Genomic DNA, 20,929 nt, shown 5'->3' with positions numbered 1-20,929 from the left:
GGATGGCGGACGACCGGCTCCCCAAGCGGATCCGCCGTTGCAGCGGTTCCTCCGAGCTCGACGTCCGACGCGTTTCCGGGCAGGGCCCGATCGCGTCGGCGGTATCTGCGGAGGCGTGGCGGTCAGAGCCCTGGGCAAAGGACCCCGCCCGGCGGTTTCGGAGTGTAGTGAGATCACTACGCAGGCGGGGCGGATGGGGGGACTCCACAGCATTCACCGCGCAGGATGACCGAAACCCGTTCCATTCCGACCTGTTGATGTCGTAGTTCACAGCGCCGCCTCCAGCCGTTGCTGGACCCGCCTCGCGTCAAAGGCGCTGAAGTGGCCGTACTGCTCCAGCGCCTCGGTGTAGAGGGAGACCGCGTCCTCCGCCCGCCCGGCAGCCGCCGCGCTCTGGCCGAGCATCTCCAGGCTGTGTGCGGTCCACTGCCGGGCGCCGTGTTCGATGAACTCTTCGTGTGCCTGCCGCCCCGCCTGGTCGGCTTCCTCATGGTGGCCGGCCAGGGAGTGCGCTCGGCCGAGCCAGGCAAGGGCGCGGGCCGCGTCGTGCGGGTCGGCGACCTCGATGAGGGTGGCGCGTGCGGAGGCGAGGACGTCGATGGCCGTCGAGGCGTTGCCGCGGCTGAGGTGGACCTGGGCGAGGAGGACGTCGGTGAGGGCGACGCCGCGGCGGTCTTCTCGGCGCTCGCGCAGGGTGCGGGCCTGCTCCAGGTAGCCGACGGCTTCCTCGGGCCGGCCGGCCTCGTAGGTGGTCGCGCCGAGCTCGTGGAGTGCCTGCGCCTCGCCCCTGGTGTCCTCGCGGCCGCGGGCTGCGGTGAGTACGTCGGCGAAGCACCCGATCGCTTCGTCGAAACGGTGGACTCCGCGCAGCCCGACGCCGAGGGTGTTGCGCATCTCCTGCTCGGCGACAGCGTCGTTGTAGAGGTGGGCGGCTTCCAGGCCCAGTTGGTGTGCCTCGATCCACAGGCCGTACACCCTGGCGGCGCGCCACCAGGGCCACATGGCGTGGACGAGCTGCCACACCGCCCCGTACCGGCCGGCGGCGTACGCCGAGCGGATGGTGGCCATCAGGTCGGCGGACTGGGCGTCGAGCCAGGTCAGGGCGGCCCGCCGGTCGGCAAACTCCGCGGAGTGCTGAGGGGCGTAGACGTACGTGCGGGCGAGGCGCCGGTGGCTGGGGGTCAGCAGCCGCTCGGCCGCGGTCGCGGTCGCGAGGTACCAGTCGGCGGCGCGGACTCGAGCCTCGGTGTCGGCGCCGTCGGTCTCCTCCCGGGCCGCGTGCTCGCGAGCGTGGGCCAAGGCGGGGCCCGAGTACCGGAAGACCGGTCCGCGGACGGGGTGGTCGGCGTCCCGGACGAGCAGACCCGAGGCGGCGAGGTCCGCGAGGTCGGCACCGGCTTCGGCGGGGCTCCGCTCGGTGATGGCGGCGGCGAGGTGGGCGTCGATCGTGTCCCCGGGCAGGAGCCCGGCCTTGCGGTAGAGGCGGGCGGCGGTGCGGTCGAGGTCGGAGTACGCGGTGTCGAGCGCGGCGGACACGAGGGCTCCAGGGCTGGTGGCGGCGGTTCGGGCCCGGCTGGCGTCGAGGGCACCGACGACTGCGGACAGGGGGCGGGTGGGGTTGCGGGTGAGCTGGGTGACGCTCAGGGCGAGGCCTGCGGGCAGGCCGGCGGTGAGGGCGATGAGCCTGGTGACCGCCTCAGGCTCCTGGTGGAGCCGGTCGGGGCCCAGGCAGCGGGACAGGTAGGCGCGGGCGGCGCCGTGGTCGAACGGGCCGAGGGCGAGGAGGGCTGCGCCCTCGGCGGAGAGTTCCGGGAGCGGACGGCTGCTGGTGGCCACTACGAGGTGGCCCGCACCGCCGGGCGTCAGGGCACGGATCTGGTCGGCGTGGGTGACGCCGTCCAGCAGCAGGCAGACCGGTGACCGGGCGGCAGTCGCCGACCTCCACCAGCTGGCAAGCTCGTCGCCGCCGGCGGGCAGCGGACCGGGCTGAACGGCGCGCAAGAGGCGGCCCAGGACGTCGCTCACGCGGGCCGGCCCTCCCGCGCCCCCGAGGTCGGCATGGAGCTGGCCGCCGGGGTAGCGGCTGGTCAGGCTGTGGACCAGCCGCTCCGCGAAGGACGTCTTACCGACACCGATGGGCCCGTGGATGAGGACGATCGGTACGACGTAGTCGGGCTGCGCCGTGATCCACGCGGTGATCCCGGTCAGTTCCCGCTCGCGATCGGTCCACGAAGCCGGGACCGGCCGCACCTGGCGGGGGACGGGCAGGACATGCTGGGGCTGGTGGAGATGGACCGAGCCGATCGTGCCGGCCTGAATGGCCGTGTGGAGACCGGAGTCCGCGATCGTGTTGGTCACCGCCGCGGGCGGGCGCGGGGGCCCGGGGGTCGGCTCGGTCATCACCGAGAAGCCTTTCGTCGTGTCCGGTGGGTGGTCAGATCTCGGCCTCGCCGCGCACGGGCGGCCGCGGCCCGGTGCCGCGAGCAGCTTGGAGGGTCAGCCGGTCCTCGCGTTCACGGGCGTGGGCATGACGGTCAGGCGGCCTACGGGCGAGCGCCACAGCACCGAGGACGACAGGACCAGCAGGACGAGGCCGGTCAGCATGGTGGTGGGCACGCTGGTGAGAGAGGCCAGGGGACCGGCGGCGAGGGCGGCGAGGGTCTCACTGCCGGCGATGACCCAGAAGGAGGTCTGCAAGGTCCGGGACCCGAGATGGGGCGGGCTGACGGACTGCTGCACGGAGCGCTGAGTGGTGCCCACGGCACACGCCGCGGCGTGCTGCGCGCACCCGGCGGCGGCGAGGGCCACCAGCCACACGAGTCCAGGCCCGGCGATGAGTGGTGCCGCGTGGGTGAGGGCGTAGACCGTCAATCCGATGCTGAGCACGACGCCCGGGCCGTGGTGGCGGACGAGGCGGGGCGCGAGCAGTGCTCCGGTAAGGCCCCCGAAGCTGCTCGCCGCCATGATCATGCCGAGGCCTGTCGCGCCGACGTGCGCCGTGGTGAGCAGGTAGTACGCCAGGTACGTGCTGGTTAGACCGGTGCCGAAGCCGGTACCGGCCAAGGCCAGGAGCAGGGGGCTCAGCAGGGGGTGGCGGGCGCTGTGGAGGAGGCCGTCGCGGATCTCGCCGGCCATCGGCGGCTTCTTGCCCCGTGCCGTGGGGATGGGCAGGACGCGGGTGCGGGTCGCGCACCACGCGGAGACGAGGAAGGACGCCGCGTTCGCAAGGATCGCCCGGGCGGGCCCGGCTGCCGCGACGAGCAGGGTCCCCAGCGCTGCCCCGGCGGTTCCGGCGACGGTGATCGCCGCGGTGAGCCGTGCATGGGCCTGGTGCAGCTGCCCGGGTCCGGCGAGGCGGGGCAGTGCCGCCATCGCGGCGGCGCTGTGGAGGACGGAGAGGGTGCCCAGGGTGAGGGCCACGGCGTAGAGGGCGGGCATCGTGATCTGGCCGAGAACGGCACCGGCGGGTATCGCCAGGACGACGGTGGCCGCGGCGAGGTCGGTGACGAGCAGCACGGTGCGTATCGGGTACCGGTCCAGAACGACGCCCGCCGGCAGCGAGACGACCAGCGCCGGGAGCTTCGCGGCGAAGGCCAGGAGCGCGATCTGGCCGGGGGTGGCCTGGAGTTGGAGGACGGCGAGGGCGGGCAGCGCCACCTGGTGGACGGCGGTCCCCGCGTAGCTGGTGCCCTCACCGACCAGGAGCGCGGCTAAGGCCTGCCGGGCGGTCGGGCTGCCGGCCGGTGCCGCCGGGTTGGCGGTGGTGTCGGAGGCCGTGGTCACAGTGCGCCTCCGAGGGTCTGGGGATGAGGGAGGAGGGTGGTTGACGGCATCGCTGAGATCTCGGTCTCGGCACGGACGAGGAAGAGGGCGGCGCGGAGTGCGGCGTACCTGTCCAGCTGGGCTTCGTAGAGGCGGCCGACGCGGGTGACCGCGGTCTGGCTGGTAGTGACGAGCCCGCGCACGGGGGAGGCCGGGTCGCCCAAGAGGTGCACGGTGTGGGCGTATCCGCGCCGGAGCTCCGGCTGGTCGGTGCTCGCCTGGTCGTCGCGGGCCAGGGTGTCGACGATCCGGTCCACGACGAGAAGCCGGTGCCGTTCGGCGTAGTGCTGGGCGGCGGCGAGGTCGGTGTGCGGGTCTTCGCCGGGTCCGGTCAGCGCGTACAGCACAACGGAGAGGGTCTCGCCGGAGCGCGCGAGGGCAGTCCGGTTGATGTTGTCCCGCCAGGCGGCGAGTGCGTGAGGGTCCTTCAGCGGCGGGGCCGCGGCCGGGGCCGGGCGGAGCGCCCGCGCTCGCGGTGGCAGGACGCGGCCTGGGGGCGGCACGAGAACGGGAGCCTGGGTGAGTGTGCTCATCGCTCGCTGTCCTCCTCGGGCCCGCGTCGCGTCACGGCGGGGACAGTGGAGTGGATCAGCGCAGCCAGACCGGGCGAGGCAGCGGCAGGCAGGCGGATCCGCGCGACCCGGTGACCGTCCGGGGTACGACCGGAGCCGAGGACGTGCCAGCCGAGGTCGCGCAGATACCCCAGGAGCCGGCCGCCGCTTCCGTCCGGCCCGGTGCTCCGGCCCGGGGCCTCGGCGTACACCCAGTCGATGCCGGTGCGGGCCGCGTGGTTGGCGAGCCACAGCGTCATCAGCCAGCCGACCCGGTCGGTGCGTCCAGGGGCGGTGTAGGCCAATGAGACCTTCAGGGCCGGAGCCGGGTCGTCGACGGCCCACGACCGCAGATCCGGCTCCCGGTGCAGGAGGAGGCAGCCGACGAGGACTTCGTCCCCGTCGTCGTCCTCATACAGGCCGACCGCCTCCGTACGGTGGTCCCGGAAGGCGGCGACGTGGAGAGCGGGTGCGTCGTGACCGCGCCGGGCGAGCCACAGGCCGCGGTCCTGGACGAGAGCGGCGGCCGCCTCGCGGTCGGCGGCCGTCACGATCGGCCGCATCTCGTACGCCCACGTCGCCCGGCCGTTGCGGTCGGCCGCCGTGCCGGCGGGGGCGGTGGTGTCGGGGGTGGTGGTGTTCATCGCGCCGCTCCGGCGGGCTGTGCCGGGGGCTGCTCGGCGGCGGTGGATCCTTCGCCGCCGAGGATGGCGTGGGTGTGGGCCAGTCCGATGAGGTGCGCGGCGTTGCTGGCGCCCGCCCTGCGCACGAGTCCGTCGGTTCGGGTGCGGAGTTCGCCGGCCGGGATGCGCGCTGCGCGGGCGATGTCGTCCGGCCGGGAGTGCTCGGCGATGGCGCGGATGAGCAGTAGGTCGTCTGCGTCCGGCTCGAAGGCGCGGCGCAGCAGCGAGGGCGGGGGCGGGGGCACCTGCTGGTGGCTGAGGAGGGCATGGGCGAGAACCGCGCGGGAGGAGCGCGGAGGGCAGTGCAGGCTCTCGCGCATCACCCGGACGTGGGAGCTCACCGTGTCGCCGGACAGGTGTTCCTCGCCCGCGATCTCCGGGTTGGTGAGCCCGCACACGAGGTGGGCGGCGACCCGCTTCTGAGCCCGGGTGAGCGGAGTGATCGGGGCGGCGACGGTGGTGGTCATCTGGATTCCTGGTCGGGTGATGGTCAGGCCGCGGACGGGCGGAGACGGACGAGCAGCTGCTCGTGGCCGTTGCTGATCAGGGAGCTGAGCGGCTTGAGATGGTCGGCGGGGACGGCGAGTTCGAGGTGGGGGAAGCGGGTGAAGAGCTTGCGCAGGCTGGTGGCGAGCTCCAGTCGGGCGAGCGGGGCGCCGAGGCAGAAGTGCACGCCGTGCCCGAAGGCGAGGTGGTCCTTGGCGGGTCGGCGGATGTCGAAGGCGTCGGCGGTCTCGCCGTGCCAGTCCGGGTGCCGGTTCGCGGCCGCGTAGGAGGCGAGGATCGCCTCGCCCTTGGCGATGGCCTGCCCGTCGGGCAGCACGATGTCGTTGACGGCGTAGCGCATCGGGAGGTGCTTGACGGCCGGTTCCAGGCGCAGGGTCTCCTCGACGACGTCCGCCCAGTCGGCGTGGCCGGCGCGGATCTGGTCGAGCTGTTCGGGGTGGGTCAGCAGGAGGCTGATGGCCTGGTCGATCACGTTGGCGGTGGTCTCGTATCCGGCGCTGATCATCAGCAGGAGAGTGTCGCGGAGTTCGGCGTCGGACAGGCCGCGCCCGTCTCCGTCGTCGTCGCGGGTGGCGATGAGAAGGGAGGTCATGTCGTCGCCGGGGTCGGCACGCTTGGTGGCGATGAGCTGGTCCAGGACCTCGTACAGGTCCTTGGTGTTGGTGGCGGCCTGGTCGGCGGTGAGGGTGGTGTCGAAGACGCCGTCGACGACGCCCCGGAAGTGGGCACGCTGGTCAGCGGGGACGCCCATGAGGTGGCCGATGACCGTGATCGGAAGCGGGTAGGCCAGGTGCTCGCGCAGGTCGACGCTCTGTCCGGTGGGCAGCGCTTCGAGGTCGTCGAGGATCGCCTCCACGATGGTCTCGACGACGGGGGCCAGGGCGTCGATGCGGCGTGCGGAGAAGGCGGGGGCGATCATGCGGCGCAGCCGCCGGTGGTCGTCGCCGTACGCGGTGAACATGTTCTCGACGGCGACCCACAGCGCGAGCGGCCAGGTCTGTATCGCCTCTTCGTAGCCGGGCCAGTGGGCGCGGGCGTCCTTGGAGACGTCGGGGTTCTTCAGCAGGCTCTTGAGCAGGGCGGGGTCGGTGATCGACCAGGCGTTCACGCCGAGGATGTCGACGCGGACCGCGGCGCCGTGGCCGCGGAGCTGCTCGTGCTCGCCGTGGTGGTCGGCGCCGGTGGGATCGAGGACGATCGGGGTGGCGGGCTGGGGCATGGGAGAACTTCTCCTTCAGGCTGCGGCGGGAGCGGGGAAGCGGACCGGGAGTCGGGTCAGCGCGCGGTGGAACGGGCCCGGGCGCCAGGTCAGCTCGCCGGCAGGGCAGTCGAGGTCCATCTCGGGCAGCGCGTCGAGCAGGTCGGTGACGGCCGTTTCGGCGATGAGGTAGGCCAGGGAGCGTGCCGGGCAGGCGTGCGGGCCGGTGCTCCACGACAGGTGGGCCCGGTCGCCGGACCCGCCTCCGTCCAGGGCGGGGTCGTTGTTGCACGCGGCCATGGAGATGACGACCGGCTGGTGGGCGGGCAGCAGGATGCCGTCGAGGTGGACGGGCTGCGGCGGGTAGGTGATGCAGTAGTTGGCCAGCGGCGGGTCGCGGTAGAGCACGGTGTCCAGCACTTCGCGTACGGAGGCGCCGGCGGAGTGCACGGTCGCGGAGAAGTCCTCGTCGGTGAGGATCTTCAACAGGGTGTTGGTGATCAGGTTGGTCAGGGGTTCGATGCCGGCGCCGTACAGGGTGACGAGCTGGTGTGCCATCTCGGTGTCGTCGAGCCGGGCCGGGTCGGCGATGAGCCGGGAGGTGATGTCCTCGGCGGGCTGGCTTCGGCGCAGGGCGACGAGCTCGGACACGGCCTGGGCCAGCATCTGGTTGCCGGCCGCCGCGTTCACGCCGTCGAAGATCTTGGCCATGCCGTTCGCGATGCGCAGGCCGAGCTCGTCCGGGCAGCCCAGCAGCGCGCTCAGGATCCGGAACGCGAGCGGCCACGCGAACTGCGCCAGCAGATCGGCACGGCCGACAGGGCGGAACTCGGCGATCGTCTCGGCGACGACCCGTTGGACGAGGGAGTGCAGTCGGTGCTGGTCGACGGCGTCGAGGGCGGAGGCGTTCGCCGCCCGGTAGCGGGAGTGCGCGGGGCCGGCCGAACGCAGCGCGTTGGGGCGGTACTCCATCATCGGCCGCACGGGACAGGTGTCGGGAACCGCCTGCTCCCACACCCGGGGGTCGGCGGGGAAGCGCACATCGTCGTTGAGGATGCGGCGGGCCTGGTCGTAGCCGATGACCAGGGTCGCGGGCACGCCGGGCGCCAGGTCGACGGGCACGAGCGGCCCGTACGCCAGGCGCATCGCCGCGTAGGCGGCGTGCGGGTCGGCGGCGAACTCGGCCTCGTAGAGCGCGATACGGGTCGGCGGCGGGGCGGTACCGGGGGCGGTGGTCACGGGCGGCGCTCCAGGAGGCGGAGGTGGCGGTCGGTCAGGTAGGCGACGAGTTCGATCAGGGCCAGGTAGCCGGAGCGGCCCACCCGGGCGTCGCATTCGGTCAACGGGGTGTCCACGTCCAGGGCGAGGGCCTGGCGTATCTCCTCGGGCGGATGCGCGGGGGCGCCGTCGAACCGGTTGATCGCCACGGCGTAGGGGAGGGCGTGCTCTTCCAGGAGGGTCAGGTGTTCGTGGGAGGCGTCGAGGTTGCGCGTGTCGGCGAGGACCAGGGCGCCCAGGGCGCCCTCGGTCAGGCTCTGCCACAGCGGCCGGAACCGGGTCTGGCCCGGAGTCCCGAACAGGTACAGCACCCGAGTCGCGCTGATGTGGATGCGGCCGAAGTCGACGCCGACGGTGGTCGTCTTCTTCTCCGGGGCGCCGGCGAGGTCGTCCACTTTGGCGCCGGCCTGGGTGAGCGGCTCGTCCATGTGCAGGGGCGGCACTTCGGACACGGACCCGACGAAGGTGGTCTTGCCCACGCCGAAGCCGCCCGCGACGACGATCTTCGCGGAGTGCACCGCGGTGGTGGGGCGGATCTCAGACCTTGGTCCGTAGACCATGGAGCACCTCCCTGAGGATGTCGATGTCGGGCTGGTCGTCGCGGGCGTTGACGGGGCTGCTCAGGTGGCCGCTGTCCATCAGGTCGCTGACGAGGATGAGGACGGTGGACGGCGGGAGCTGAAGGGCGGCGGCGATGTCGGCCACCGCCAGGCCGCCCCGTACGCCTTGGGTGAGTGCCAGGACCCGGCGGTGGTCCAGGCGCAGCCCGTCGGCCGGGCCCGTCGCGGCGAGAACCAGGGACTCCAGGCGCACGTCCGGCCGGCTGGGGCGGTCACGCCCTCCGGTCCGTACGAAGGGCCGCACCATGTCCGGGTCCCGCCGCGGCCCGCTCACCCCGCGGCCTGCGCGTCCCGTACCGGCGTCCGGGTCTCCACGGCCATCCGGTCGCCGACGCTCACCGCGAGCTCGCCCAACTGGTGGGCGATCGCGGCGAGATCGACGTCCGGGCCGGTGGTCTGCACCAGGAGGAGCGCGTTCGGGCCGGCCTGCGTGATCAGGCAGACGTACTCGTGCAGCTCCAGCAGGACCTGCCGCATCCCGCCGCCGCGGAACTCCTCGCTGTAGGTGCGGGCGGCGCCGCGCAGGCTGGCGGCGATGGCCGCGTGTCGCTCGGCCTGGTCGTGAGCGATGGAGGACGTCCGGGAGTGCAGCATGCCGTCGGTGGTGAGCAGGACGGCGCACTGGACTCCGTCGAGGGTGGCGAGCTGCTCGTCGAGCAGCCAGCCGAGCGTGTTGGCGTGCGTGTCGGTGAACATCAGGCTCCTTCGGGGGCGTCAGGGTTCTGGCGGGCGCGCTCGGTGCCGGTGGCCCAGGCGGCGACCACGCTCGCGCGGCCCGGCCGGGCGTGCTCGGCGCTGGCGGCGGGCTGCCGCGGTGTGAGGGCCGCGCCGCGCTGGCGGACGGTCAGGCCGGTGGACGTGGTCGTCGGTGCGGGCACCGGCGGGGCGGGCTGCGCGCTGGCGGCCTGCTCTTCGGGGACGTGGGTGAGCAGCTGGCCGGGGAAGAAGATCTGGACGCTGGTTCCCCGGTAGGGGTTGGGGGCCTCCAGGTCCACGCTGAAGCCGTACTCGCGGGCCAGGACCGCGGCCACCGCGAACCCGGTGCGCGGGTGGGCCCCGTGCTGGGTGACCGGCGCGGTCTTCTGACCGTTCAGGGTCTGGCGGGCGGCCATGACGGCCTCGCGGTTCATCTGCAGGCCGGCGTCGTCGATTCGCACCGTGAGGCCGTGGTGCCCGTTGAGCAGGCGCACGTCTACGGAGGCCGACGAGGGCGAGTACTTCAGCGCGTTGTCGAGGAGCACCGCGATCGTGTGGACGGCCGGCCCGACTGCCCGGCTGGTCAGGGCGACATCGGATTCCTCGTGCTTGATCCGCTCGAACCCCTCCAGGTGGCCCATCGCCGCCTGGACCACGTTGGTGAAGGTGGTGGCCGGCCAGCGCCTCGACAGCTTCCCCCCGCCGAGAATCACGTAGTTCTGCGCCACGAGCAGCAGCTGCTGGACGAGACGGTCGATGGTGACGAGCGTCTCGTACGCCTCCCCGCCCGCGTGCAGGCGCACGCCCTCGCTGATCTGCCGGCTCACCTTCGACGCGATCACCACCATGGACGCGGCGAAGCTGCGCACCGCTGCCTGGGCCGCCTCCTCGGCAGCACGCTGGGCTTCGGCGGCCGCTGCCTCGGCATCCTGCTTGACCTGGGACACCTGAACACCGGTGGCGGTCTCCGCGTCGTACTGCACCTGCCGCATCGCCGCGGCCACCGAATCGACGACGGCACGCACCCGGTCGGCGATCACGGTGCCCGTCAGGGCGTCCGGCAGCGTGAAGTCGACGCCTTGTCCGGCGCCAGGCCTCACGACGGCCGCCTGGATCGCAGGCACCACCTCGTCGGCCACCTGGCCGAGGATCAGCTCGGCGGCCCGCAACTGCCGGGTCAGGTTCTCGGCATGCCGCTGCAACCTGTCGGACCGGCGGCGCTCCGCGCGCAGGGACCCCCGCAAGTGCCAGACCGCACCTCCGCCGGCCAGGGCCAGCGCCGACGGCACGGCGACCGCTGCGGCTTCTATCAGAGTGCTCATCAGATCCCCACGGGCGTGCGGTCGTCTCGGGCAGGTACGAAGTACGGAGGGCGGGTCGCGTGCGGCGGACACAGGGCGGCCATCAGGAGGAACGGGGCGCTGAAGACCCGTCCCTGCGCGTTGCCGAAGCGGGCCCAGCGCAGGTCCTCGTCCGGTCCGGCCGTGCGCGGCGGGACCTCGAGGAGGCCCTCGTCGCGGTGCTCGGCCGGCCAGCTCCAGTGCATGCCGTAGCCGGAGCCGGGCGGGAGGATGAGGACCCATTCGTCGGTGAGCGCGCGGACTACGGCGGCGCCCACCGGGTGAGGCCGGAACCCCTCGAAGCGGCTGATGACTTCCAGCGCGGCCCGGCGAGGCAGCGTCAGGGTGTCGAAGTGCTCCCCGATCAACGCCTCGTACGGCTCCCCCGCCGCTACCAGGGGAAACAGGTCGTCGACGGTGATCTCCTGCGTGCCGGGGCAGGCCCCGTACGAGGGCGACACGGCCCCGGGACCAGCAGCCGCGAACCCGGCCGGGCGGACGGCCGCCGCCCTCATCGCCCGGCCCCCGCTCCGACCAGCTCCCGGCCACACCGCGCGGCCTCCAAGGCCAGCTCGGACTGGAGGAACGCCACATGCGAGAAGCCCTGCGGGAAATTCCCCAGCTGCCGCTCGTTGACGGGGTCCCACTCCTCGGCGAGCAGGCCGAGGTCGTTGCGGGCCCGCAGCAGCCCGTCCTGGAGGATCTCGGCCTCGTCGACGCGCCCGATGAGAGCGAGAGCGGTGACCAGCCAACCCGAGCAGATGAGGAAGGCGCCCTCGTCACCGGGCAGGCCGTCGACACCCGCCGCCGCGCCCTCGGTGTGGTAGCGCAGCAGGAACCCGCCCTTGATGGACAGCTCCTGCTGGATCGCCTCGATCGTGCCGATGAGCCGCTTGTCGTCCGGGGCCAGGAAGCCGGTGATGGCCAGCTGCAACAGGGAGGCGTCCAGTGCCGACGAGCCGTACGACTGCGTGAAGGTGTTCCGCTGCTCGTCGTACCCGTCGCGACAGACCTGCTCGTGGATCGTGTCCCGGATCTCCCGCCACCGCTCCACCGGACCCTGGCAGGCACCCGATTCGACGAGCCGCACCGCCAGGGCGAAGCCGGTCCAGGCCATGACCTTGGAGTGGACGAACTGCCGGCGCGGGCCGCGAACCTCCCACACCCCCTCGTCCGGCTCCTCCCAGCACGTCTCCAGGCAGCCCACCAGGTCCGTGATCAGCGGCGCGACAACCGCCGTCAGCCTCGGGTCGCGCTGCTGCGCCGCGTACAGGGCGTTGACGACCTCGCCGTAGATGTCCAGCTGCAGCTGCTTGACGGCGCCGTTCCCGATCCGGACCGGGGCCGAGTTCTCGAAGCCGGGCAGCCAGTGGAGCACGGTCTCGGGCAGGTCGCGCTCGCCGCCTACCCCGTACATGACCTGCAAGTTCTCGGGGCGGTCCCCGATGACCATCCGGAGCCAGGCGATCCAGTCCCTGGCCTCCTGCACGAAGCCGCAGTCCACGAACTGCTCCACGATGAGGGCGGAGTCGCGCAGCCAGCAGAAGGTGTAGTCCCAGTTCCGCACGCCGCCGATCTCTTCGGGCAGCGACGTCGTCGGCGCGGCCACGATGGCGCCGGTCAGCGCGTAGGTGAGGGCCTTGAGCGTGATGAGGGACCGCTCGACGGCTCCCCGGTGGGGCCCAGTGTAGGTGGACTGGGAGATCCAGTCCCTCCAGAAGTCCGCGGTCGCCTTCAGCAGCCCGGTCGCGTCCGGCAGCGGCGGCGGGGCGTCCTGGCCCTGCTCCCAGGACAGGGTGAAAGCGACGCGCTCGCCCGCGGACACGGTGAACTCCGACGACAGGTCACCGTCGGCCTCACGAGTGGGGGCGGAAGTGTCGAGCCAGAGCCGGCCGTCGCCGAGGTCGGCGCTCGCGCGGCGGCCGTCGACCTCGATCCGCGGCACACGGATTCCGTACCCGGGGCGCGCCCGCAGAAGGGACCGCATCGGCACCCGGCCGCTGACGCCGCGCACGATGCGGACCAGCTGCGGCGCCCCATCGGTGGCCGGCATGAAGTCGAGAACCTGGACCGTGCCCGTCGGGGTGATCCAGGTGGACTCCAGGATCAGCGTGCCGTCGAGGTAGCGCCGCCGATCCGCAGCTGCGGGCGCGGCACCGTCCGCACCGGCCGGGCCGATGCGCCACAACCCATGCGTCTCGGTCCCGAGCAGGCTCGTGAAGTGGGCCGGGGAGTCGAAGCGGGGCAGACCCATCCAGTCGATGGCGCCGTCCCGGTCGACCAAGGCGGCCGTCCGCATGTTCCCGATGAAGCCGTGGTCCTCGATCCGTCCCACTCGCCGGGGCCGCACCAGAGCGTTCCTGGGGGTCGGGATCAGCACCCCTGTCACCGCTGCCTCGGGAGGCGGAGCCTGGTGCGGAAGAGGGAGACGGCTTTCCATGATGTCCGATCTCTACGGGCCCGGCGGGCACCGGGCAGTTGCGGGTGGGCATGGTGGAGTGGCGGCTTCGCCGCGTTCATCGACAGAGAGCAGGGCGAGAATGCCTAGGGCGGCGGGGCCTCCGTGGGACGCGACTTCGTCGCGAGGGCGGTCATTGCGTGCGCGCGGGCCAGGCGCCGGCCGGTGAGGAAGAACCTCTGGAGCGTGTCGGCCGTGTCGGGTACCACCGCGTCACGGACGTCGATTCGTCGCAGAAGCGTCCCCGGCTCCGCGCGCACGCCGCCGACTCCGCCGGTCACGGCGCCCGGGGCTCGCGAGCGGATCGCCGGCTGGAGCGGATAGCGGTCGTTGGTCATCTGCTCCCCGTCTTCGGACCGGGCTCTCGTCTCCGCAGCGCCGTCGGCTCCACCGCGGGCCTCCCACCACAAGAGCTCCCATCGGAACCAAAATGACCGCGAGCAGGATCACCCGGTCTGCCGTCAGTCCCATCACGCCTCACCACCTCCTGTGCGCGGCTGCTGCCAGCGACGCGACGGTGGAGAGGACGAGGACCGTATCCGGCCGGAGAGCCGTATTGCTCACAGCTGTGAGCACTCCGAGAAGACGCAGGTCACCGTGCTGTTCCGGAACCAAGGAACGCCCCGCGGCAGAACAGCGCGCGGGCATCATGAAGGCCTCACGGAAGCAGCGAGGATCAGTGTCGCCATCGCGATGGCGAAGGTGACGACCCGGAGCGTGTTCCGGCTGGGCCAGCCTCGGAACGCCAGACCCGTGGTCCGCTGAGCCGGGAGATGCTGGCTCGACTCCGCCTGGGCCGCCTCCGCCAACGCCTTGGTGATCCTGGCCAACCGCACCAGGTAGACGCGGGAGGGCATGAATCCCTCAGGCATCTCCTCCTCGGCCGCGGCATGGGCCTCGGCCAGCACGTCCTCGGCGTACGAGGGGGGAAGCCCGCCACCGAGCACCATGACGTGTCCCCGCAGCCGCTGCACCAGGTAGTGGACGTCCTCTGCCGTCTCGGGTAACGGTGAGCCGTCTTCCAGCACGAGGGCGACTGTCTCCATCGCCGCCGCGCTCGCGTCACGCTCGTGCCGTGTCGTCTGCTCGGTCCGCAGGGCCGCGTGACGTACGCCGCCCCAACGTACGCGTCGGCCGATCAACGTTCGCGTGCTCACGCCGCAGCCTCCTCACGGTCGGCCTGCAACGAGAAGACGGCGACCAGGTCCTTTCCGCCCGCCGCCGGCACGAAGGCCAGGCTGTCCGCCAGCCCGCGGACCAGGGCGAGGCCGCGGCCGCTGACCGCGGTCTCGTCAGCGCACCGCTCCTTCGGCATCGCGGGATCGTCGTCGTGCACGACCACGACCAGCCGTCCAGCCGAGGGAAGGACCACGAGGACCTGGACGACGAGGCGAGCCCTCTTGTCCATACCGCCCTTGGGCGCGTCGGCGTGCTGAAAGACGTTCGTCAGTAGTTCGGCCACGACCACGGCGACGTCGTGGGCCACGTGGTCGTAGCCCCACATACCGACGCTCTCCATGGCGATTCTCCTGGCGTGCCGGATGGCCTTCTCCGACAGCGTCAGGTCCAGCGCCAGCTGCCCCGGCACAGCCGAGGCCACGCCCCGGTCTCCCAGAGGAGGTGCACTGAGAAGGTTCAGCATGTCCGTCCACTTCGTTGGCCGGAAACCCCTCCTCGGGCCTCCGGTTGCGGTGTGTACTGGTCCTGCACCGGTCAGCAACTATTGAGGCAGCACGCGAGGGGCACGTGCAGTGGGTGATGCGGATGTCTCACGGAATCCGCATCGGGAGGTCAGGAGCCGCATGCCGCAACCAGAGAAGATCCTCGACCCGTCGCGCTCCCCGGAGGAGTGGTTCGGCCACGAACTCCGCCTGCGGAGGAAAGAGGCAGGGTTCCCGACGGCCGCCCCGTTCGCGGCAAAGGTGCAGGTCAGCGTCGATGTCCTGCTGAAGATCGAGAAGGGCGTCTACCGATGCCCGGAGGACCTGCCGCCGCGGCTGGATGCCGCCCTCCAGACAGGAGGACTCTTCACCCGGGCATGGGCCATGGTGTTCGGCGATGCGGATAAACAGCGTCGTGATGCGGATATCCGCCGCCCGCGCACCCCGGAGGGAGACGTTCAGCGGCTGGCAGGACGCATGCTGGAGGGAGGCGCCCCATCCTCATCGACCAGGAGCCCTGATCCCTTGTACCGCCGTCAGTTCCTCGTGCTCGGGAGCCTGTTAGCCCTCGACCCGCTGGACCTTTCCGCCCTGCTCACACCGACGACCCCGCCGGCCGTTCCCCACCAAATCAGCTCCAGGGAGATCCGGCAGCTGCAACAGATCGCGACCGGCCTGCACACCTGGGACAACACCTACGGAGGCGGCGGGCTCATCGGGCAGCTCGCCACCGACTCGATGCAGTGGGCCATCCGGCTTCTGTCCGTGTCCTGCCCTCCCTCCCACCGTCCCGACTTCCTCGAAGCCGTCGCCCGGCTCGGCCTCGTCGCCGGAGCCTCGCAGTTCGATGTCTACCGGCACGACGACGCCCGCCTCGCCTTCAGGGTCGCCGTGGAGTGTGCCGAGGAAGGACAGCACTGGCACCTCCGAGCGAAGGGCTACTCCTTCCTCGCCCGGCAAGCGATCTGGGTCGGCAACGCCGACGACGGCCTGACCAACGCGGAGAAGGGACTGGTTCGTTCGGATCGGCTGACCGCCTCGGAGCGGGCCATGCTGCACACCGCCAGGGCCCGCGCCTTCGGCAAGCTGCGCAACGTCCAGGAGACGATCGCCGCCGTCGGCGCAGCAGACGACGCCTTCGCCCAGCGGCGCCCCGAAGACGAGCCACCGTGGATGGCGTACTACGACGCCGCACAGCACAACGGCGACACCGCGCACGCCCTGTGGGACCTGGCCGTTGGGATCGACGAGTACGACCCCGCCCAGGCCGGCCAGCGGTTCGCGGCGGCCGTGAGCGGCCACGGACCGCAGTTCGCCCGGTCCAAAGCGATGTCCTGCACCAAGCTGGCCTCCTTGGTGATGCGACGAGGAGATCCACGCGAGGCGGCAGCCATCGGACGGAAGGCTGTGGCTCTCGGGGGCGACCTGACCTCGCGCCGCGCCGCGGACGATCTGCGACAGCTCGGCCAGTTCGCCAGCCGGCACCCGAAGATCCAGGAAACAGCGGTCCTCAAGGAGGAGATCGACGCTACGTTGCGGGCATGACGGACATGGAGGCACCCGACGCCCTGCACGAGGCCTGCGCCGCGCTCGACCTCGACGACCGCGGCGCAGAGCCGATACGCATCGCGGAGAACCAGATCTGGCGGCTGCCAGGGGGCATCGTCGCCCGCATCGCACCGCCCGACCGATCCGCCTCCGCAGCACGCGAGATCAGCGTGGCCCGATGGCTCACCGCGAACGGCATTCCCGTGGTGAAGCCGTTGCTCGCCGATCAGCCCGTCGAGCGGGCGGGGCGCGTGGTGACGTTCTGGCATGAAGTCCCGCCTCACGGCCACGGCTCGACCGAGGACGTTGCAGCGGCCCTGAAGGAGCTGCATGCCCTCCCGCTCCCCGACTTCGACATTGGGCACCTGGACCCCTTCGTCCGCATTCCCGAACGGCTGTCCGCCGCCCACACGCTGTCGAGCAACGACCGGCAGTGGCTCCTGAGCCTGTACGGAGACCTCTCGGAGCGGTGGGATGCCGGCCTCCCACCCGGCCTCCCCACATCAGCCGTCCACGGAGACGCGTGGCCCGGCAACGTCTTGCGGCTCGACCGCGGCGGTCGACTGCTGATGGACCTGGAACGGTTCTCGGCCGGCCCTCCCGAGTGGGACCTCGTCTCCACGGCTGTACGGACGTGGACGACCGGTGCGGTCTCTCCAGCTGAGTACGAGGCCTTCTGCTCGATCTACGGCCACGACGTGACGACCTGGGCCGGCTACTCCGTTCTCGCGGGTGCGCGGGAGCTTCGCATGGTGACGTACGCCGCCCAGCACGCCGCTGAGAATCCCCGGTGGCGGGCCCAAGCCCAACACCGCGTCGACTGCCTGCGCGGCCGCTGCGGAGCCCGGCCTTGGCTCTGGCAGGGAATCCTGTGATGGACGAGGCGGGAGCGCCCTCCGCCGAGCCGTCGACAAGAAGGCTCACCGCGGTGGTTCTGCTGCTGCTTCCTCTCGAAGCCGAGCAACATCTCGAGAACCGGGCCGACCACCATGCCGTCCCCTCACCGTGATGGGTCATTTGAGTCATACGTCGCAGCTTTGCCAGTCTGACAAAGCCCGCGTTCCGGTGGCATCATCACCCCGTGCCCAAAGGACGCCCCCTTCGCCCGCAGAGCGCTGACCTGCGAAAACTGCGACAGCAGCTCTACCAGATGCAGGTCGATGCAGACGATCAGAGCCTCGCCCTGTGGCCAGATGACCGGGATTCCATCGGGATCCTCAGCTACACGCGCACGCACCACCGCGCCCTGCCGCCCGCGACCTACGAGAACAGGCGCCGCGGCGAGCAGGCCGGCCTCCGACTGACGCTGATCCGTCATCTGCGCGAAGCTCTGGACCTCGAGGAACTCTCCGCCCTTGAAGATGCCCGAGCTGGCGGGCTCACCTGGCAGGCCATCGCGGACCTGATCGGCGTCGAGTACCCCGGCAGCGCATCCAACCGTCTGGATCGACTTCGTGCATCGGCGGCAGCACCAGATGGCCGGCGCACCCCTGCCGCCGGGCGGAAGGCCGTGGCCGAGGAGGCTGCGGCAGCCGATCGCGAGCGCCGTGCCCAGCTCGCCGTCGCGAGGCGATTCAACGAGGTACGGGGTGTCGCCTCGAATCTCCTTCGGCAAATTGACGACCTCACACTGAACGAGGACGCCGAGGAATGGCTCGCCGCCGCGCAGGAGATCCTCGAAGAAGAGTCACCAACACCCACGGCACAACAAGGGTTGATCGCCTACATCAGCCTCGCTGCAACGGAAATCAAGCTGTTTGCAGCCACACAGGGTGTGCCTGCGGCCCGCACGGACGAAGCCGAATCTGCACTCAATGATGCGCGAAACCTTTGAGATTGAGAGCCTGGATCTACAGAAGTAGCCTCCCCCATCTTCCACGCGCCTATCGCTAGATCAGATCGCTACAGGTTCGCGACGCTTAGTTGGCAACCGCTGCCGAACAGAGGACACCAAAAGCACGTCATGACCTTCACTCGGCCTACCGATTGCCCGTTGTTGAGCACCATGGGGCTCCGGAAGAGGTCACTGTTTTTCAGCATGCTAATCAGCGCTTTCTTGTCTCTACAAGGAGACAGAGCCCTCAACTTGCCAGCCAGATCCTAGGGTCATTCAGCCCCTATTCGACTACTGTTCAACCTGAGAGCCTCCGAACATCTTCGCAGTTCAGAAGGTTGGATAAGTCTCTTACATAGTTGCTACAGCAGGCTCTTCCCAGTCTCCTACCTAGCCTTACTTTCAGACACCGGACAGTCTTTAGGTTGGCCTGCACTCCAGATGACAGCATGTTTCCAACATAGGTCTATGTCTAGGGCTACTGAGGCGGCGTATCTTGCGCCTGTACAGCGATCCTTCAACACACCTTCAGGTAGCACTTAGACAAGCTCAAGGAAGTAGACCGTAAGTAGATCTCTACTTCGGCTCGGCATAGACCTTTGCTCTCGGCCTACCTTCTGGCTTTAATCAAGATCGGCAGATGGACTTCAGAAACGCCCAATCACCAGAACCCACTGGAGGTCCGACTGGCAGTCCATCTGACGATCCTGCTCACTGACACACTGGAGGCCCAGCTAATAGCCCCTCTGGCGTTCCGTATTGCGAACACGTGATCAAACTAGGTGTAGTCCGAACCCTCATGCCAGCGAAAGGTTTACCGTTAGATCAATCTGGCGGATGCCCCAAAGACTCGGCTATTGATCCGCTGAACCAACAGACGGCCAGTCAACCTTGGCCCTCAACGAGAGACGCATCAGGAGACTCAGCCAAAGAACCATCTAGCGGTCGTCACTACGGACTGACACACGGACGCCTGGACGAACCCAGGTAGGCCACGGGGTGGGAGCCGCTCAGCAGTCAGCCCCTCGGGTAAGCTGCCGTCCCGTCTCTACACCAGGGGCGCGAACTGCTCGTTGACCCAGGTCGGAGTCCACCATCGGGAGCCACACGGCGCCCGTCGATCGCTCGGAGGGGAACCCGCACTGATGACCGTCGATGAACTCACGCTTCCCGACTTCTCACTTGAGCCGTTCACGCCCTCGACGTCACCCGAGGTGCTGAACCGGTTCGTGGAATCGCTCCGTCCCTTCCTGACACGGGTCATCGCCGTGTTCAACGGCAAGGGCGGCCAGGGCAAGACGAGCATCGCGTCGCACACGGCCGGCCTTCTCGCCGAGGGAGAGGCCGCGAAGGCAGCGGAAGGTCAGGAGGCCGGCCGTGTCCTACTCCTCGAAGTCGATGCCCAGGGCAACACGCTTCACGACCTCGGCATCAAGGGCCACCCGCTGAACGACGACGGCAAATCCCTTGCCATCGCCCTCCAGTTCGGCGATCTACCCAAGATCATTCGCGACGTGCGCCCTCACCTCGACGTGGTGCCGAGCGGCAAGCAGCTGGAGCAGATCCCGTTCCAGATGGTCACCATGCAGAGCAAGCACGGCCAGGCAGCCAACCTGAGCCTGGCCGTGATGCTCGCGAAGCTGTCCCGCGAGTACGCCTGGATCGTTATCGACTGCCCGCCGGTCACCAAGGAGCCCCAGCTCCTTGCACTGTGCGCGGCCAGGTGGGTGCTGGCCCCGGTCTCGACTGGCGACACGTCGTCAATCGATGGACTCGGTGGCGTATCGCACCGCTTCGAAGAGACCGCCCACCTCAACCCCGATCTGGAGCTCCTGGGCGCGGTCCTCTTCGGATTCGCCCACCGGTACTACACCGACAGGAAGACGAAGCAGACGCGACCGGTTGGCCTGTGGGTCCAAGCGCGGGAACGAATCCAGACCCTGCTGGCCGAGGCCGGCTCGGACGCTCCGGTCTTCCAGGCAGTCATCCGAGACGCAGAGGGGGTCGCGGTCAACTGCCGGGACAGGGGCCAGTTGGCGTACGAGGTCGCTGAAGCATCCGACGGCATCAAGTGGTGGCAGAAGAAGCGCGGCGAGAAGGGACCCGTGCTCCCCACGGACCGTGCTGAGGAAGTTGGCCGCGACTACGAAGATCTGGTCGTCGAGATCGTTGAGCGCGTGGTTCAGGTAGAGCAGGAGGAGGCCCTGGCCGCATGACCGAGACCTACACGAACGGTCCGGTGACCCCGCCGAAGCCCCAGGTTGCCGGGCTGGGACGGCGCCGCGGATCCCGCGTGGCTGCGGCCGGAAACCAGTCTGCCGGTACGACGCCCGGCGCCGTACCCGCCACCTTCGCAGGGGGTGGAGCAGCGGTTCCTCCTCCGGCTGCCCCCGCCCCTGTCCCCTCCATCGACCCCGAAGCCGAGGAGAAGCGCAAGGCCGAAGAGGCCGCCCGCGCCGAAGCCGAAGCCGAGGAGAAGCGCAAGGCCGAGGAAGCCGCCCGCGCCGAAGCCGAAGCCGAGGAGAAGCGCAAGGCCGAAGAGGCCGCCCGCGCCGAAGCCGAAGCCGAGGAGAAGCGCAAGGCCGAGGAAGCCGCCCGCGCCGAAGCCGAAGCCGAGGAGAAGCGCAAGGCCGAAGAGGCCGCCCGCGCCGAAGCCGAAGCCGAGGAGAAGCGCAAGGCCGAAGAGGCCGCCCGCGCCGAAGCCGAAGCCGAGGAGAAGCGCAAGGCCGAGGA

At 70.5% G+C, this 20,929-nt stretch carries 20 protein-coding genes and 1 pseudogene; 5 read left to right on the top strand and 16 right to left on the bottom strand.

Annotated features, from left to right (window positions below):
• Positions 1 to 267: 267 nt before the first annotated feature.
• The 16 genes from ACZ58X_RS26650 to ACZ58X_RS26575 form a co-directional block, all read right to left on the bottom strand.
• Positions 268 to 2,400, bottom strand: coding sequence for a tetratricopeptide repeat protein (locus tag ACZ58X_RS26650; RefSeq protein WP_470336128.1), 2,133 nt, complete (start codon positions 2,398 to 2,400; stop codon positions 268 to 270).
• A gap of 96 nt (positions 2,401 to 2,496) precedes the next feature.
• Entirely contained in the window at positions 2,497 to 3,783 is a 1,287-nt protein-coding gene (locus ACZ58X_RS26645) for an MFS transporter (RefSeq protein ID WP_470336127.1), read from the bottom strand.
• Positions 3,780 to 4,355, bottom strand: coding sequence for a hypothetical protein (locus tag ACZ58X_RS26640; protein ID WP_470336126.1), 576 nt, complete (start codon positions 4,353 to 4,355; stop codon positions 3,780 to 3,782). Before ACZ58X_RS26640 ends, ACZ58X_RS26645 begins: the two co-directional genes overlap by 4 nt.
• Entirely contained in the window at positions 4,352 to 5,017 is a 666-nt protein-coding gene (locus tag ACZ58X_RS26635) for a hypothetical protein (protein WP_470336125.1), read from the bottom strand. The genes ACZ58X_RS26640 and ACZ58X_RS26635 overlap by 4 nt, the downstream gene beginning before the upstream one ends.
• Positions 5,014 to 5,523 (bottom strand): LuxR C-terminal-related transcriptional regulator, encoded by a 510-nt coding sequence (locus ACZ58X_RS26630; protein ID WP_470336124.1) that lies wholly within the window; start codon positions 5,521 to 5,523, stop codon positions 5,014 to 5,016. The genes ACZ58X_RS26635 and ACZ58X_RS26630 overlap by 4 nt, the downstream gene beginning before the upstream one ends.
• Positions 5,524 to 5,546: 23 nt before the next feature.
• Positions 5,547 to 6,782: a cytochrome P450 family protein gene (locus ACZ58X_RS26625; RefSeq protein ID WP_470336123.1), complete on the bottom strand. Its 1,236-nt coding sequence runs from the start codon at positions 6,780 to 6,782 to the stop codon at positions 5,547 to 5,549.
• 15 nt (positions 6,783 to 6,797) lie between these two features.
• Positions 6,798 to 8,000 carry a cytochrome P450 family protein gene (locus ACZ58X_RS26620; protein ID WP_470336122.1) on the bottom strand — a complete coding sequence of 401 codons (1,203 nt, stop codon included), beginning with the start codon at positions 7,998 to 8,000 and terminating at the stop codon, positions 6,798 to 6,800.
• Positions 7,997 to 8,599, bottom strand: a complete 603-nt coding sequence (locus tag ACZ58X_RS26615) for a GTP-binding protein (RefSeq protein WP_470336121.1) — start codon at positions 8,597 to 8,599, stop codon at positions 7,997 to 7,999. Before ACZ58X_RS26615 ends, ACZ58X_RS26620 begins: the two co-directional genes overlap by 4 nt.
• Positions 8,577 to 8,906 (bottom strand): DUF742 domain-containing protein, encoded by a 330-nt coding sequence (locus ACZ58X_RS26610; protein ID WP_470336120.1) that lies wholly within the window; start codon positions 8,904 to 8,906, stop codon positions 8,577 to 8,579. The genes ACZ58X_RS26615 and ACZ58X_RS26610 overlap by 23 nt, the downstream gene beginning before the upstream one ends.
• Before the next feature lie 23 nt (positions 8,907 to 8,929).
• Entirely contained in the window at positions 8,930 to 9,355 is a 426-nt protein-coding gene (locus ACZ58X_RS26605; protein ID WP_470336119.1) for a roadblock/LC7 domain-containing protein, read from the bottom strand.
• Positions 9,355 to 10,677 (bottom strand): ATP-binding protein, encoded by a 1,323-nt coding sequence (locus tag ACZ58X_RS26600; RefSeq protein ID WP_470336118.1) that lies wholly within the window; start codon positions 10,675 to 10,677, stop codon positions 9,355 to 9,357. The genes ACZ58X_RS26605 and ACZ58X_RS26600 overlap by 1 nt, the downstream gene beginning before the upstream one ends.
• Complete coding sequence (locus ACZ58X_RS26595; protein ID WP_470336117.1) at positions 10,677 to 11,156, bottom strand: hypothetical protein; 480 nt, start codon at positions 11,154 to 11,156, stop codon at positions 10,677 to 10,679. Before ACZ58X_RS26595 ends, ACZ58X_RS26600 begins: the two co-directional genes overlap by 1 nt.
• A gap of 50 nt (positions 11,157 to 11,206) precedes the next feature.
• A complete protein-coding gene (locus ACZ58X_RS26590) occupies positions 11,207 to 13,045 on the bottom strand; it encodes a glycoside hydrolase family 15 protein (RefSeq protein ID WP_470336116.1) in 1,839 nt (612 codons plus the stop codon).
• A 194-nt stretch (positions 13,046 to 13,239) separates the two neighbouring features.
• The gene (locus ACZ58X_RS26585) at positions 13,240 to 13,491 is read right to left on the bottom strand and encodes a hypothetical protein (protein WP_470336115.1); all 252 of its coding nucleotides are present in this window, start codon (positions 13,489 to 13,491) and stop codon (positions 13,240 to 13,242) included.
• Positions 13,492 to 13,800: 309 nt separating this feature from the next.
• The gene (locus ACZ58X_RS26580; RefSeq protein WP_470336114.1) at positions 13,801 to 14,310 is read right to left on the bottom strand and encodes a DUF6415 family natural product biosynthesis protein; all 510 of its coding nucleotides are present in this window, start codon (positions 14,308 to 14,310) and stop codon (positions 13,801 to 13,803) included.
• On the bottom strand, positions 14,307 to 14,795 hold the full coding sequence (locus tag ACZ58X_RS26575) for an ATP-binding protein (RefSeq protein WP_470336113.1): 489 nt from the start codon (positions 14,793 to 14,795) through the stop codon (positions 14,307 to 14,309). The genes ACZ58X_RS26580 and ACZ58X_RS26575 overlap by 4 nt, the downstream gene beginning before the upstream one ends.
• Positions 14,796 to 14,955: 160 nt before the next feature.
• Between ACZ58X_RS26575 and ACZ58X_RS26570 the strand changes: the two genes are divergently transcribed.
• From ACZ58X_RS26570 to ACZ58X_RS26550, 5 genes and pseudogenes are all read left to right on the top strand, one after another.
• Positions 14,956 to 16,359 carry an XRE family transcriptional regulator gene (locus ACZ58X_RS26570; protein WP_470336112.1) on the top strand — a complete coding sequence of 468 codons (1,404 nt, stop codon included), beginning with the start codon at positions 14,956 to 14,958 and terminating at the stop codon, positions 16,357 to 16,359.
• Positions 16,356 to 17,237, top strand: a complete 882-nt coding sequence (locus tag ACZ58X_RS26565) for an aminoglycoside phosphotransferase family protein (protein ID WP_470336111.1) — start codon at positions 16,356 to 16,358, stop codon at positions 17,235 to 17,237. Before ACZ58X_RS26570 ends, ACZ58X_RS26565 begins: the two co-directional genes overlap by 4 nt.
• A 206-nt stretch (positions 17,238 to 17,443) precedes the next feature.
• Entirely contained in the window at positions 17,444 to 18,196 is a 753-nt protein-coding gene (locus ACZ58X_RS26560; RefSeq protein WP_470336110.1) for a hypothetical protein, read from the top strand.
• Between the two features lie 1,145 nt (positions 18,197 to 19,341).
• Entirely contained in the window at positions 19,342 to 20,412 is a 1,071-nt protein-coding gene (locus ACZ58X_RS26555) for a ParA family protein (protein WP_470336109.1), read from the top strand.
• Positions 20,409 to 20,929: pseudogene (locus tag ACZ58X_RS26550) on the top strand (hypothetical protein); the annotation flags it as partial. The gene ACZ58X_RS26555 and the pseudogene ACZ58X_RS26550, both read left to right, overlap by 4 nt.

It is taken from the genome of Kitasatospora sp. NPDC040550, assembly GCF_055594965.1.
This window is presented reverse-complemented; position numbering and strand designations above follow the sequence as displayed.

Excerpts from the sequence above, each read along its gene's own strand:
- ACZ58X_RS26635 (WP_470336125.1), bottom strand. The coding sequence starts at position 5,017 with ATGAACACCACCACCCCCGACACCACCGCCCCCGCCGGCACGGCGGCC.
- ACZ58X_RS26640 (WP_470336126.1), bottom strand. The coding sequence starts at position 4,355 with ATGAGCACACTCACCCAGGCTCCCGTTCTCGTGCCGCCCCCAGGCCGC.
- ACZ58X_RS26600 (WP_470336118.1), bottom strand. The coding sequence starts at position 10,677 with ATGAGCACTCTGATAGAAGCCGCAGCGGTCGCCGTGCCGTCGGCGCTG.
- ACZ58X_RS26555 (WP_470336109.1), top strand. The coding sequence starts at position 19,342 with ATGACCGTCGATGAACTCACGCTTCCCGACTTCTCACTTGAGCCGTTC.
- ACZ58X_RS26615 (WP_470336121.1), bottom strand. The coding sequence starts at position 8,599 with ATGGTCTACGGACCAAGGTCTGAGATCCGCCCCACCACCGCGGTGCAC.
- ACZ58X_RS26605 (WP_470336119.1), bottom strand. The coding sequence starts at position 9,355 with ATGTTCACCGACACGCACGCCAACACGCTCGGCTGGCTGCTCGACGAG.
- ACZ58X_RS26625 (WP_470336123.1), bottom strand. The coding sequence starts at position 6,782 with ATGCCCCAGCCCGCCACCCCGATCGTCCTCGATCCCACCGGCGCCGAC.
- ACZ58X_RS26575 (WP_470336113.1), bottom strand. The coding sequence starts at position 14,795 with ATGCTGAACCTTCTCAGTGCACCTCCTCTGGGAGACCGGGGCGTGGCC.
- ACZ58X_RS26610 (WP_470336120.1), bottom strand. The coding sequence starts at position 8,906 with ATGGTGCGGCCCTTCGTACGGACCGGAGGGCGTGACCGCCCCAGCCGG.
- ACZ58X_RS26585 (WP_470336115.1), bottom strand. The coding sequence starts at position 13,491 with ATGACCAACGACCGCTATCCGCTCCAGCCGGCGATCCGCTCGCGAGCC.
- ACZ58X_RS26570 (WP_470336112.1), top strand. The coding sequence starts at position 14,956 with ATGCCGCAACCAGAGAAGATCCTCGACCCGTCGCGCTCCCCGGAGGAG.
- ACZ58X_RS26630 (WP_470336124.1), bottom strand. The coding sequence starts at position 5,523 with ATGACCACCACCGTCGCCGCCCCGATCACTCCGCTCACCCGGGCTCAG.
- ACZ58X_RS26565 (WP_470336111.1), top strand. The coding sequence starts at position 16,356 with ATGACGGACATGGAGGCACCCGACGCCCTGCACGAGGCCTGCGCCGCG.
- ACZ58X_RS26650 (WP_470336128.1), bottom strand. The coding sequence starts at position 2,400 with ATGACCGAGCCGACCCCCGGGCCCCCGCGCCCGCCCGCGGCGGTGACC.